Raw genomic sequence first — 13311 nt, 5'->3', positions numbered from 1 at the left:
TACGGGGATGAAAACGAATGCTTGGTACGCCAAGGCGCCGTTTCAGTTTGAGCTTCGCGAGGGCGAGCTGGGGGAGATCGGGGAAGACGAGGTGCTGATTCGGGTCAAAGCCTGCGGCATCTGCGGCACGGACATGACGAGCGTGAAGTCGGCCGCGGCCGATTGGGAAGCGATCGGTCATGAAATCGCCGGCGTCGTCGTCCGCAAAGGCGCGCGCGTGAGCCATGTCGAGGAAGGTTCCTCTGTAACGCTGGAGACGAGCACGTTTTGCCGGACTTGCGAATGGTGCCGCGACGGCCGCTACGATCTATGCAACAAAGGGCCGAGCTTCTGGGGTCGGAATTTCTCCATGGGCTTCTCCGATTATATCGTCGCGCCGAAGGAGGTCGTCGTGCCGTTCGAAGGGCTGTCCTTCGCGGTCGCGTCGCTCGCGGAGCCGCTCGGCGTCGCGATCGACCTGACGGAGACGGTCGACATCCGCATGGGCGACGACGTGCTTGTCCTGGGCCTCGGACCGATCGGCCTGATGGCGCTTCGCCTCGCGAAGCTTCGCGGCGCGCGCAAAATCTACGCCGCGGCCCGTTCCCATTCCGTCAAGCGCATCGAGACTGCGCTTGCGTTCGGGGCGGACGAAATCATTTATACGGACAAGACCCCGCTAGAGACGTACGCCTTCGACCGCGGCGGGGTGGACCGGGTGCTCGTGTCGGCGCCGCCATCGACGATTCCGTCGGCGTTCAAGGCGGCAAGGACGGGCGGGGTGATCGGCTTCATCGGCATCGAATACGGCGCCGGCGCGAACATCTCGTTCGACGCGAACGAGTTCCATTTCAAGAAGCTGCAGCTGCGGGCTTCCCACGCGACGCCGGCGCTGTTCTTCCCGAAATGCATCGAGCTGCTGAAGTCGGGCGCCGTCGACGGCGATGCGCTGATCTCGCATACGTTCGCGCTGGACGCGTTCCCGGACGCGATGAAGGCGCTGCGCGACGATCGCGGATCCGCGATCAAGATGGTCATGGTCAACGAGTAGGGAAACGATCGTGACATTTAGAAAAGCCCGGCTGGGAGGCCGGGCTTTTCGTCGTTCACGTATGCCAACAATAACAAGCATTGTTTTCCTTGGTCAAATCTTTACTCTGTCAAAGCCCTTAGGGCCGGAGGAGTACTTACGTCCAGCGTGCCGCCCACAGCTTCATTTCCTTGAGAACCTTATGCAAATCCGTGCCTTTCGGCGTAAGCGTGTATTCCACGGTCACCGGCACGGTAGGAAATACATGGCGTTCCAGTGCGCCTTGTTCCTCGAGATGGCGCAGCGTGCTTGTCAGCGCCCGCGGGCTGACATTCGGGATATGGCGCTGCAATTCACCGAAGCGTTTGGTGCCGCCGAACAATTCGCGGATGATCAGAAAGGCCCATTTTCCGCCAAGCACATCCAGCGTCTTCTCGATGTTGCATTCGATTTGGTCCGGTACCTTAGGGATATAACTGTTCGATTTGCTTGTCATTTGCGCGCTTCGCTCCCCGTTTGTTGTTCGTTCCTATTACTTTACAAAAGTATAGCAAGTATATCTTCTATAATATAGTGAAAAAAATTTCACTTCTTTAAATCCGATATAAACTATTCTAGAATGAAGGGGTCTTCTCGTAAAGAGGATACAAAATCGACTTAGGAGGGAATTCTTCATGAAATACCGAAAATTAGGCGGGACAGGCCTTAAAGTGAGCGAAATAAGCCTGGGCAGTTGGTTAACATACGGCGGTTATGTCGAGCGTGAAAATGCAGTCCAATCGATTAAAACGGCTTACGAGCTCGGCATCAACTTCTTCGATACGGCGAACGTATACGAACGGGGCGCAGCCGAAGAGCTGGTCGGGGAAGCGCTGAAAGCCTATCCGCGCGAATCGTACGTGCTGGCGACCAAAGTGTTCGGGGCTATGGGCGACGGACCGAACGATCGCGGCCTGTCCAGAAAGCATATCGTCGAACAGGCGAATGCCAGCCTGAAGCGGCTTGGCCATGATTATGTGGACCTTTATTACTGTCACCGCTACGACCAGGAAACGCCGCTTGAAGAGACGCTCCGCGCGTTGGACGATCTCGTACGGCAGGGCAAGGTGCTGTACGTCGGCGTCAGCGAATGGCAGGCCTCGCAGATGGCGGAAGCGCTTGGCGTCGCGGACCGCTTCCTGCTGGACCGCATCGTCGTGAACCAGCCCGTCTACAACATGTTCGAACGTTATATCGAGAAGGAAGTCATTCCGCTCGGCGAACGCTCCGGCATCGGACAGGTCGTTTTTTCGCCGCTTGCGCAAGGGCTGTTGACCGGTAAATATACGTCAGCCGCCGACATTCCTGCCGATAGCCGCGCCGCCAAGCTGGACTGGATGCGCAATGGCATCACCGATGACAAGCTCGCGAAGGTCCGCAAGCTGGAAGGCATCGCGAAGGAGCTCGAAATTTCCGTCGGAAACCTGGCTCTGGCCTGGATTCTCCGACAACCCAACGTCGCAAGCGCGCTAGTCGGGGCTAGCCGTCCGGAGCAAGTGACGGATAACGCCAAAGCGTCGGGAATCGAGCTTAGCGAAGAAATCAATAGCCGGATTGAAGAAATATTGACTGCCTAAAACGACGGTTTATTACAATCAGATCGGGAGGGATTGGATATGGAATATACATATCTGGGAAAATCCGGCTTGAAGGTCAGCCGATTATGTTTGGGCACGATGAATTTCGGACCCGAAACCGACGAGAAGGAATCATTCCGGATCATGGACGCCGCGTTGGATGCCGGAGTCACCTTCTTCGATACGGCTAACGTTTATGGCGGGCAAGGAAACAGGGGAAGAACCGAGGAAATCATCGGGCGCTGGTTCGCGCAGGGCGGCGGCCGCAGGGAAAAGGTGGTTCTGGCCACCAAAGTGTATGGCGAAATGGAAAATCCGGCGGATGGTCCCAATCAACGGAGCGGGTTGTCGGCTTACAAAATCCGACGCCACTTGGAAGAATCGCTTCGCCGCTTGAACACGGATCATATCGAGCTGTACCAAATGCACCATGTAGACCGCAATGTAAGCTGGGACGAGCTCTGGGGCGCTTTTCAAGTGCATGTGAATCAGGGGAAAATCGGTTACGTGGGCGCCAGCAATTTTGCCGGAAGAGACTTGGTGAAAGCCCAATACGAAGCGAAAGCAAGACATCTGGTGGGACTTGTTTCCGAACAGCATAAGTACAGCCTGTTGTGCAGGCTTCCCGAGCTCGAAGTGCTTCCGGCCGCCGAAGAACATGGAATCGGCGTCATTGCTTGGAGCCCCCTGGACGGAGGCTTGCTCGGAGGTAATGCGTTGAAGGCCGTAAATGGCAGAAGCACGCGATCTCAAGAACGGGTGGAAGCCAACAGGGACAAGCTTGAACGATTCAGCAAACTTTGCCTGGAGATCGGCGAAAGCGATGCGAATGTCGCACTGGCTTGGACGCTGATGCATCCCGCCATGACGGCGCCTATTATCGGACCGAGAACCTTGGAGCAATTTCAAAATACGCTGCGTGCGGTCGATATCAAGCTTACCGAAGAAACGATGAAACGATTGGATGAAATTTTCCCGGGACCGGGCGGGGAAGCTCCGCAAGCATATGCGTGGTAAACGCTCCTCTCATCCATCATTTCGATTCGAATAAGACCTACCATTTAAAGCCGCGGTTAGCGGCTTTTTTTGTTTTATTAGGCTGCTCGCTGCCTTCTTCTTGCCTGCGGCAGATTAAGTGCTAGACTGAGAAGTAAAAGAGTAACAAAAAAAATTTCGCACGATGTAGAAATCCATCCATCCGGCTCGTCATTATAGTGAAAACATCGTAAAACAACCTATTATGAACGTTGAGAGGAGCAATAACCATGCACTACACACTGTTAATGTACGAGACGACAGAGGATTTCGCCAAACGAAACGATCCGATTCACAAGGAAGCGTACGCGGCTAGCTGGGCCCATTATGTCAAAGCGCTGCTCGAAGCCGGCATTGTCGTCAATGGCGCAGGTCTCCAGCCCCCGGAGACCGCGACTACGGTCAATCTCAGAGGCGGTGAATGGCTCGTTCAGGATGGCCCGATCACCGAAACCAAAGAGCAAATCGGCGGTTTGATGATCATCGACGTGCCGGATATGGATACCGCATTGAAATGGGCGGCACGTTGTCCGGGCAGCTCGGTCGAGGTTCGCCCTAACTTGCATCCGATTACGTTATGAGCATCCTGCAAGCTCGCCGCGTTATCGAACAGACGGCCCGTGAATCCTACGGCCGTCTGGTTGCGTTTCTGGCCGTGCGCTGGCGAGACCTGGCCGCAGCGGAGGATGCGCTGGCGGACGCTTTCCTGGCCGCGCTTGAGAAATGGCCGGCGACCGGAGTGCCGGACAAACCCGAGGCATGGCTGCTCACTGCCGCACGGCATCGGCTGATCGACGGCACCCGTCATGCCCGCGTGCAATCCGGCGCGGAGCAAGCGTTGATCGCAATGACGGAAGATGCGCAGCAATGGGCAGGAACCGAGACGTCATTCCCGGATGAAAGGCTCAAGATGCTGTTTATTTGCGCCCATCCCGGAATCGACCCCGCCGTGCGCACGCCGCTTATGCTCCAGTGCGTGCTTGGCCTTGACGCGGCCCGTATAGCTTCGGCTTTTGTCGTTAAGCCCGGTACGATGGGGCAGCGCCTTACCCGGGCGAAAGCGAAACTGAAGAGCGACGGCATCCGATTCGATTTACCCGGAAAGGATGAATGGCCGGAGCGCCTTCAAGCCGTGCTTGAAGCGATCTATGCAGCCTACGGAAGCGCGTGGGATGACATCGACGGCGTTGATCGCAGGCGTCATGATTTGGCCGAAGAAGCGATTTTCCTGGGCAGGATGATCGTGCGATTCATGCCGGAGGAACCGGAAGCGCTGGGATTGCTGGCTTTCATGCTGCACTGCGAAGCGCGCCGCCTAGCGCGTCGCGACGAGGCAGGCGGTTATGTGCCGATATCCGAGCAGGATCATTCGCGCTGGTCAATCGGGATGATCGGCGAAGCGGAGGATTGTCTTCGCGCTGCCGCGCAAGGAAACCGCATCGGGCGGTTCCAGCTTGAAGCGGCGATTCAGTCCGTGCATGCTCAGCGTGCTTGGACGAGCCGCACGGAATGGGAAGCGATTGCCCTGCTGTACGAGGGACTCGCGGGTATCGCTCCGACGATCGGCGCAATCGTCGGCCGCGCGGCAGCGGTTGCCGAAGCGCGAGGCGCCGAAGCCGGGATGGCGCTGTTGGATGAACTGCCGGCAGAAGCAGTGAAGAACTATCAGCCTTATTGGGCACTGCGCGCCCATTTGTTCAGGAGGACGAAGAAGCTCGATGAGGCCCGCGCCGCATACAGCAGGGCTATCGGTCTGAGCATGGATTCAGCTATCCGAGCGTTTCTGGAGAAGCAATTTCTTGCATGTTAGCCGTTTCTGCCGGAAGGCCGCCAATTGGCGGCTTTCTGCATGTTTAGGTTCCGATTTTTCATTGCATAGCAGTTGCGTCTTGCAGAAGGTTTATTGCGCATCATATGGACTTTAAAGATGAATAGTGAACAAAAATGAACATAACCGCATGATATTGTGTTGAAAGACGGAGGATATAGGAATATAATCGAATCCATATCGGATGATTCGGGAGTGATCAGGCATGACCCAGCAGCAGGATACAGCGGGCTTATTCGCCGAAGAGCGCAGGGAACAGATCCTTGCGCTGCTGGAGCAAGAGAAGCGCGTACTAGCCAAGGACTTGGCTGATAAATATCAGATATCGATCGATTCCATTCGCAGGGACCTGTCGATTATGGAGAAGCAGGGCTTGCTCAAGAAAACGCATGGCGGGGCCATATCCTCAAGGAAGGTTAGGCAAGTTTCGCGTCCGCCCGAAGCACGGTACGGGGATGGTTCCCCGCAGGGGAATGCGATTACGAAGCATGCCGCTTCCTATCTGCGGGAGAACGACACGGTCTTTATCGGCAGCGGCGCGATTTCGTACTTACTGGTGAAGTACCTGCCCGACCGCATGCCGTTGACGATCGTGACGAACAGCATTCGAATCGCCGATATGCTGCGGGAGCGAGAATGGATCGAGACCTACTTGATCGGGGGCCGGGTCAAGTCATCCGGCAATATTACGGACGTCATCGCGAACGAGTTTATCCGCCAGTTTAAATTCGATATCAGCTTCGTGACCGGAAGCGGCATTTCGGAAGAGGGCATCTTCGTCTCGACGCCCGAAGTGGCGGCGTTCGGACGAGCGGTGGCTGCGGCATCCCGCAGACGGATCGGCATAACGACGCACCGCTCCCTTGGCAACGACGGGTTCGCGAAGGCAGGGATGATCGAAGACCTGGATGTGCTTGTGACGGATTGGGATGCCGATCCGGAAGCCATCGAACGGATTCAGGCGCTTGGCGTCAAGGTCGTCGTGGCGCCGAAGGAAGAAGACCATGAAGACCATGAAGACCATGCATAGAACGGAGCTGACGGCATGCAGGAATTTCGCGGGCTGGGTTTAGGGGCGGGAAGCGGAGGCGGGCAGGGCGGAGGAGGCAACCGCTGGCGCATGAGGGAGCTTGCCCAAAACGAGCATTTCGACTGGGCGATCTTCCGTCGCGCCCTGCGCGCGTTCGTGCCGTATTGGCCGTATACCATTATCGTCACGATCGTCATTCTGGCAACGTCGTTCGGCGGCGTCATTCCCGCATGGCTGACGCAGCGGATTATCGACGAGGGCATTCAGAAGCACCGGATGTCGATCATCGTGGAATACACGCTGACGCTCATTCTGATTTCCATCGGAACGGGACTGCTGGGCGTTCTGCAGACGTGGCTGAGCAATCTGATCGCACAGAACGTGATGGCGGACTACCGGATTGCGTTATTCCGCCATCTGCAGCGCCAGACGGTCGGGTTCTTCGCTTCCCGGCAGGCGGGCGATCTCGTGTCGCGCGTCACCAATGACGTTACCGCGATTCAAAGCGTCGTCACGACGACGCTCGTCGGCTTCGTCAGCAATCTGCTGAGCATTGCGGCGACGCTCTTCCTGATGTTCAGCATGGATTGGCGGCTCGCTATTCTAGCCGTCATCGTCGTGCCGGGCTTCGTCATTCCGACGCAGCGCGTCGGCAAGTCCAGGCAGAAACTGCTGGGCCATATTCAGAATTATTTGTCCAAAATGACCGTGCAGCTCAGCGAGTCGCTGGGCGTAAGCGGCGCGCTGCTCATTCGGATTTTCAATCGGCAAAGCGCCGAGGAGAAGGAGTTCGCCGAGTCGAACCGTACGCTGCGCGACCTGCAGGTGCGGCAAGCGCTGATCGGCCGGTGGCTGTTCATGTGGCTGAACATGTTTTCGTCCATCGGGCCGGCGCTGCTCTGGATGTACGGCGGCTGGCTGGTGCTGCAGAACGAGATCGGGCTTGGCGTGATCGTCGCCTTCACGGCTTTGCTCTCCCGGCTCTACGGTCCGCTCAGCCAATTGGCTCAGCTTCATGTCAGCATTCTTTCCTCCGTGGCGCTGTTTCGTCGGATCTTCAGCATTATGGACGAGGAGCCTGAGGTGCAGGACGGTCAAGATACCATTCCGGACAATAGCGTAGTAGGACGGATTCGAATGGAGAAGGTCTCGTTCTCCTATCAATCGGACATGGTTGCGGAGATGAAGCAGACGGAGTCGCCGGCAATCCGCTGGGCCTTGCGGGATATCGAGCTGACCATTGAACCGGGCGAGACGGTAGCGCTCGTCGGCCCGAGCGGAGCCGGCAAGACGACGCTGCTGAATCTGATCCCGCGGTTCTCCGATCCGGCGAGCGGACATCTGTACTTGGATGGCATGGATACGCGATCGTTGACGCTGCATGCGCTACGCGCTCAGATGGGGCTCGTCCCGCAGGACCCGTTCTTCTTCCATGATACCATCGCGAGCAACTTGCGGCTGGCGAGAGATACGGCAACGGCGGAAGCGATGGAGGCTGCGTGCCGCGCGGCGCAAATCCACGACACGATCATTTCGCTGCCGGAGGGCTATGACACGGTAGTCGGCGAGCGCGGGTATCGGCTGTCGGGCGGCGAACGCCAGCGGCTTGCCATCGCGCGCGTGCTGCTTCAAGGACCGAAGATCGTGCTGCTGGACGAAGCGACCAGCGCGCTGGACACCGTCATCGAGCGCAAAATCCAGGATGCGCTTGCCGTTCTGCTGGAAGGCCGCACGGCGCTCGTTATCGCGCACCGGCTCTCCACCATACTGAATGCCGACAAAATCGTCGTCATGGAGAAAGGGCGCATCGCCGCCATCGGCACCCATGCGGAGCTGGTGGAGCGCGACCCGCTGTACAAAGAACTGTATGAAACCCAGTTCCATATTGATGGCGAGCTGCCGCAGCAGGTCAAGGATAGGTCTTAACCGAAGCTGCGGCAAGCACGGGAACGCATGAATGGCCGCGCCAGGTGCGGCTTTTTTTGCTGTTGGGAGACAACGTTCTTGTCCGCCTTGGAAGACGTACACATATCCATTCGCGATTTTTGACAAGCACTTGAACGCGTGATAATTCATAAATCTTTAAGATTTTTAGCCGCTTTATTTTCATTTGATTTCTTTAACCTAGAGAGAGTGGAAGAGTGAAAGAGAGAGAGAATGAGGAGGAAACAAGAAATGAGAAAGTGGCTATTCATGCTTGCGGCGGTTCTATTGATAGGCGTGTTCTACAATCGGTTCAAGGCCCCAGCGGATGTCGAGCCTCCGATGGAGCAAACCGAGAACGTGAATCCGTCGAAAGCGCCGACAGCGGAGAGCAGCCCGCCGAAAAACGAGCTTACGATCCAAGTCGAAGCCGATCAGGTGCACGAGGGAAACCTGCTTCTCGTCAACGAGAACATTGCCGTTCCTCCCAACGATGCGGACGCCGAGGCGGTTAATTTATATCAGCATAAGGAACTGCTGGACGGATTCGGCTTGCTGAACAATACGATCAGACTGTCGCCCGATTTAACCCATAAGTTCGCTTCGATGATCAAGGATGCCGCCAAAGCCGGGGTTAATAACTTTCTGATCAACAGCGGTTACCGAAACGACGAGGAGCAGCAAGCGCTGTACGAACAACTCGGACCGGAAATCGCGGCGGTTCCGGGGCATAGCGAGCATAGCTTGGGACTGGCGCTGGACATCGGATCGACGAAGGCGCAGATGAAAGACGCCCCGGAAGGGAAGTGGCTGAAGGAGAACGCATGGAAGTACGGATTCATCGCCCGTTATCCGGAGGATAAAACGGAAATTACCGGCGTCATTGACGAGCCTTGGCATTTCCGGTACGTCGGGCTCCCGCACAGCGCGATCATGCAGGCCAATCATTGGGCGTTCGAAGAATACTTGGATAACCTGAAAACGCGCCAATCGATCACGACGACCGTAGGGAACAAGACGTACGTCGTCTATTACTTCCCGGTATCATCGAGCACCACGCTTCACGTGCCCACGATCGGCAGTTATGAAATATCGGGCAACAATACGGACGGCGTGATCGTGACCGTAGTGGACGCGTGATCTAGACCTGAATTGCGTTTTGCTATAACGGGCCGTTACTGCAGGATTTGTTCCAAATCCGGCTGCAATTTGTTCCGCAGCACGTACAGCATGACGGCCCCGACAAGGAACGCGACGGCATCCGCGATGACGAGCGACCAGACCACACCGTGGAAGCCGCTCATTCGATTGGCGAAATAGAGGACGGGAATCAGCGTAATCCCTTGAATGATCGACATAATAAACGCGGCGGTGCCTTGCGCCGTTGCTTGGAAGATCCCCGTGAACAACGTGGTCATTCCCGTAATGAACAAGGATAGGAACGTCACATGCAGGATGTAGCTGCCCATCTCGATCAATTGCGGATCATTCGTGAACAATCCGATCAGATGGTCGGAAATCAGATAGACGATGACGCCGAATACGGCTGCCAACGCCACGATTACTTTGATCGTGAAGCCAATCGTATGCTTCATGCGCAATTTATTCGCGGTATAGGAGAAGGCGATAAGCGGCACGACTCCCTCGCAAAGGCCCATCAGAATAAACTCGGGAAATTGCAGGAGACGCGATGAAATTCCGAACGCCGCGACGGATTGATCCCCGTACTCGACCAGATAATGGTTGAAGATGAGCGACATGGCGCCAAGGAAGATGCTCATAATAAAGACGGGAACGCCGATTTTGAATACATTGCCCAGAATTTCCTTGCTAGCTTTGAACCATTTCGCGGAGATGGTCAAGAATGGACTCTTCTTGGCCATGTGGAAGGCGTAATACGCGCTAGCGACCAAATTGGAAATGACCGTAGCGGAGGCAACGCCGACCACGTCCCAGTGGAATGCGAAGATAACGAGCGCATCGAGAATAATATTGACGACGACGCTGAGAATCATGCCCGTCATCGACGTGATTGCGGCACCTTCCGAGCGCACCATGTTCTCGAGCGTGAAGAATAAGACGACGATAGGCGAACCGATCAGCATGACCGTGACGTAGTCCTTCGTAAAGCCGAAGGATTCAGGCGTTGCTCCCAAGCCATGAACGATCGAATCGATTAACGGGAGGCCGACGGCGATGACGATAAGACCGAGAACCAAACTGCTGTAAAAGGCGAATGAGGACACGCGCTTGACGTCATCGTATCTTTTCTCTCCGAGCAAACGGGAAATGAAGGTTCCGCTGCCCATGCCGATCAAATTACCCAGCGCCATGATGACCGCGAATAGCGGCAAGGTCAACGCAAGTGCCGTTAACATGGCCGTATCGTGGAGCGTGCCAAGGAAATAGGCGTTCAAGATGGAATAGATGACGCTCATTGACGTGCCCAGCATCATCGGTACGGCGAAATGGGCGACGGCTTTGGCAACCGGTGCTTTCTCGAAATAATGGAGGTTTTCTGTTTCCATGCGGATCCCTGCTTTCTCTATATATTTTTGTCATCAGACTAACAGTGTTAGTTTGTGCCTTACAGTGTTAGATGTTATCATGAACGTATGAAGCTGTAAAGATCAAACTTACACTGTTAGATAAAAGGGCGGATCGCGATGAAAAAGCAGCAGCCACAAATTTCGGAAGATAAGATTTTGGATGCCTCGTGGGAGCTTCTGGGACAGGAAGGCATCGAGAAATTCAGCATGAGGCGATTGGCCGACCGGCTCGGGATTCAGGCTCCGTCCCTTTATTGGCATTTCAAGAGCAAGCAGGATCTCTACCAACGTCTGGCCAACCAGGTAGCGAAAATCACCTTGGAAGAGTTCCGCTCCGATGGAGACTGGAAGGAGCAGCTGGCGGAGTTTGCGGTAACGGTACGGAGCGTGCTTCGGCGTTACCCCTGTTCCACCCAGCTCATGATGCTGACGCTTCCCCATGAGCCGGACATCATCCGCTATACGAACCGCATGCTGCTCTGCATGGAATCTACGCCGCTTGAGCAAGCGCAGAAATTGCAAGCGATTCTTACGCTGATGAACTATGTTTTCTACTTCGTGCTGGATGATTATGAGCATCAGCGCAACGTGGCCGCGATTCTCAAGGAAAACGGAGAACTGCCGAGCGGGGAAATGGTCAGCCTGCTGGATTCCATGAGCGAGGCGGATGCAGGCCTATTCCGGAGGATGTTCAAGAGCGGGCTGTTCGAGTTGATGGGAACTGACGGGTCATTCGAATTCGGTTTAAATCTGATTCTGCTCGGGATTGAACAGGTGATCAAGCAGAAGGAGCAGGAGAAGTAGGATTTAAAAAACCGCACATCCAGTTATCGGACGGGCGGTCGGCTATCTGTAAGTCAAAAACACCTTCAAAGTCATCTCCGCGCATCGAGCGAAGGAGTTGACTTCGAAGGTGTTCTTCTTATATCTTAATTCTTCTTATATCCCGCGCAATCGATGCGGCGTTACCAAGCGGTCGCTCCGCCGTCGACGGCGTAGTTGACTCCCGTGATGTAAGCGGCCCGATCCGAAGCGAGGAACGCCGCGAGCTCCACAAGCTCCTCGGGTTGTCCGAAGCGCTTCAGAAGCGTCTTCTTCGTAACCGCATCCCGCGCGGCCTGATTGTCGCCCAGGTCGCGGTCGCTGGCCGGCGTCAGGAACGGTCCTGGACTGATCGCCACCGCGCGGATTCCGTGGGGCGCGCCTTCCAATGCCAGCTGCCGGGTCATGGCGATGACGCCGCCTTTCGCAGCGGCATGGCCGACCATCGGAGGAGTCTCTCCGGCAATCATGCCGGAAATGGACGCGACGTTAAGGATGACGCCGCCTCCGCGTTCCACCAAATGCGGCCACGCGTACTTGGATACGAAGAACGGAATGTCGAGTTCGCCCGCAATGGTCTTCCGCCAATCCTCGATCGAAAAATCGGGCATCGGACCGAATTTTTGAATGGCCGCGTTATTATAGACCACATCGAGTCCGCCGTAAGCGTTGACGGCATCCTCAACCAGCTTCCGCGCCTGTTCGTGGTCGGTAAGATCGATTGGCGCGATGCCGGTCATTTCGCCTCCGGCGCTGCGCACGAGCTCGACCGTCTCGTTGTTGGCATTGACGTTGATATCGCTGCCGACGACTTTCGCGCCTTCCCTGGCGAAGGTCAGCGCCGCGATGCGGCCCAGCCCTCCCCCGGTTCCCGTTATCAGCACGATTTTATTGTCTAGGATTCCCATGGTTACTGCCTCCTGGTGTACGGAATGTCCGGGCATGTTATCGTTGTCGTCCCCAGCTTTCCAATCGAATCATGGAGTAAGCGTGCCCGGTTAAATCAAACCTACGATTAAGAACGCGATAATGCCTAACAGTACGATCATGAACGTTTCTTTCATGCCATCCTTCGCCCGCAAATGGGCGCCGAGTCCGCCGATTGCGGTCACGCCGATCACGAGCGCTCCGGCCATCGCGTAATCCGTATTCCAATATCCCGCGATCAAGAGCGCAGCGCCGGCGAGCTCGACGAGTCCGGTTATCCCGCGGAACCATTGCGGCAACCGTAAATGCTCGAACGTATCTTTCTGCGCTTTCGCGCCCGACACTTTCCCTAAACCCGCCATGAGGAACATCGCGACCAACAACCCTTGCAAAATCCAAATCAGAATATCCATTAACGATCTCCCCCTTTTATTTTCCACACCTTTCGCTTACGCAACAGGTGTTGTAGAATTGAGTTTATTCGATCGACATTCCGAACACAATCGTTACTTTTCGGTTTTTGTGGCTTACGCAACGATGCAGAAGAAATGTCGTTTAACTCGAAAGGGGAT

The 13311-nt window shown here is 55.8% G+C and carries 13 protein-coding genes; 9 read left to right on the top strand and 4 right to left on the bottom strand.

Annotation, left to right across the window (positions count from 1 at the left end; translation table 11 throughout):
• Positions 1–7: 7 nt before the first annotated feature.
• Positions 8–1030 carry a zinc-dependent alcohol dehydrogenase gene (locus tag AC0YNU_RS06775; RefSeq protein WP_475754550.1) on the top strand — a complete coding sequence of 341 codons (1023 nt, stop codon included), beginning with the start codon at positions 8–10 and terminating at the stop codon, positions 1028–1030.
• A 136-nt stretch (positions 1031–1166) separates the two neighbouring features.
• Here the strand turns inward: AC0YNU_RS06775 and AC0YNU_RS06770 are convergent, their stop codons facing one another.
• Entirely contained in the window at positions 1167–1505 is a 339-nt protein-coding gene (locus AC0YNU_RS06770; protein WP_475754548.1) for a winged helix-turn-helix transcriptional regulator, read from the bottom strand.
• 178 nt (positions 1506–1683) lie between these two features.
• Between AC0YNU_RS06770 and AC0YNU_RS06765 the strand changes: the two genes are divergently transcribed.
• The 7 genes from AC0YNU_RS06765 to AC0YNU_RS06735 all read left to right on the top strand — a co-directional run bounded on the left by AC0YNU_RS06765 (position 1684) and on the right by AC0YNU_RS06735 (position 9581).
• Positions 1684–2625: an aldo/keto reductase family protein gene (locus AC0YNU_RS06765; protein ID WP_475754545.1), complete on the top strand. Its 942-nt coding sequence runs from the start codon at positions 1684–1686 to the stop codon at positions 2623–2625.
• A 39-nt stretch (positions 2626–2664) separates the two neighbouring features.
• Positions 2665–3642: an aldo/keto reductase gene (locus AC0YNU_RS06760; RefSeq protein ID WP_475754543.1), complete on the top strand. Its 978-nt coding sequence runs from the start codon at positions 2665–2667 to the stop codon at positions 3640–3642.
• Positions 3643–3890: 248 nt separating this feature from the next.
• Positions 3891–4241 (top strand): YciI family protein, encoded by a 351-nt coding sequence (locus tag AC0YNU_RS06755; RefSeq protein WP_475754541.1) that lies wholly within the window; start codon positions 3891–3893, stop codon positions 4239–4241.
• Positions 4238–5470, top strand: a complete 1233-nt coding sequence (locus AC0YNU_RS06750; protein WP_475754539.1) for an RNA polymerase sigma factor — start codon at positions 4238–4240, stop codon at positions 5468–5470. The genes AC0YNU_RS06755 and AC0YNU_RS06750 overlap by 4 nt, the downstream gene beginning before the upstream one ends.
• Positions 5471–5693: 223 nt before the next feature.
• Positions 5694–6518, top strand: a complete 825-nt coding sequence (locus AC0YNU_RS06745; protein ID WP_475754537.1) for a DeoR/GlpR family DNA-binding transcription regulator — start codon at positions 5694–5696, stop codon at positions 6516–6518.
• A 15-nt stretch (positions 6519–6533) separates the two neighbouring features.
• Positions 6534–8444: an ABC transporter ATP-binding protein gene (locus AC0YNU_RS06740; RefSeq protein ID WP_475754535.1), complete on the top strand. Its 1911-nt coding sequence runs from the start codon at positions 6534–6536 to the stop codon at positions 8442–8444.
• Positions 8445–8693: 249 nt separating this feature from the next.
• Positions 8694–9581 (top strand): M15 family metallopeptidase, encoded by an 888-nt coding sequence (locus AC0YNU_RS06735; RefSeq protein WP_475754532.1) that lies wholly within the window; start codon positions 8694–8696, stop codon positions 9579–9581.
• 35 nt (positions 9582–9616) lie between these two features.
• Here the strand turns inward: AC0YNU_RS06735 and AC0YNU_RS06730 are convergent, their stop codons facing one another.
• Positions 9617–10969 carry an MATE family efflux transporter gene (locus tag AC0YNU_RS06730; RefSeq protein ID WP_475754530.1) on the bottom strand — a complete coding sequence of 451 codons (1353 nt, stop codon included), beginning with the start codon at positions 10967–10969 and terminating at the stop codon, positions 9617–9619.
• Positions 10970–11107: 138 nt separating this feature from the next.
• Here AC0YNU_RS06730 and AC0YNU_RS06725 point away from each other — a divergent pair, with 138 nt between their 5' ends.
• Positions 11108–11794 carry a TetR/AcrR family transcriptional regulator gene (locus AC0YNU_RS06725; protein WP_475754528.1) on the top strand — a complete coding sequence of 229 codons (687 nt, stop codon included), beginning with the start codon at positions 11108–11110 and terminating at the stop codon, positions 11792–11794.
• A gap of 161 nt (positions 11795–11955) precedes the next feature.
• Here AC0YNU_RS06725 and AC0YNU_RS06720 read toward each other — a convergent pair whose 3' ends face one another.
• Together AC0YNU_RS06720 and AC0YNU_RS06715 are read right to left on the bottom strand one after the other, a co-directional pair.
• Positions 11956–12720 carry an SDR family NAD(P)-dependent oxidoreductase gene (locus AC0YNU_RS06720; protein ID WP_475754525.1) on the bottom strand — a complete coding sequence of 255 codons (765 nt, stop codon included), beginning with the start codon at positions 12718–12720 and terminating at the stop codon, positions 11956–11958.
• Between the two features lie 90 nt (positions 12721–12810).
• Positions 12811–13152 carry a DoxX family protein gene (locus AC0YNU_RS06715; protein WP_475754523.1) on the bottom strand — a complete coding sequence of 114 codons (342 nt, stop codon included), beginning with the start codon at positions 13150–13152 and terminating at the stop codon, positions 12811–12813.
• Positions 13153–13311: the final 159 nt, after the last annotated feature.

The sequence above is a fragment of the Paenibacillus sp. J31P316 genome, assembly GCF_056269105.1.
The sequence above is the reverse complement of the archived record's forward strand: the minus strand, read 5'-3'. Positions and strand labels throughout refer to the sequence as shown.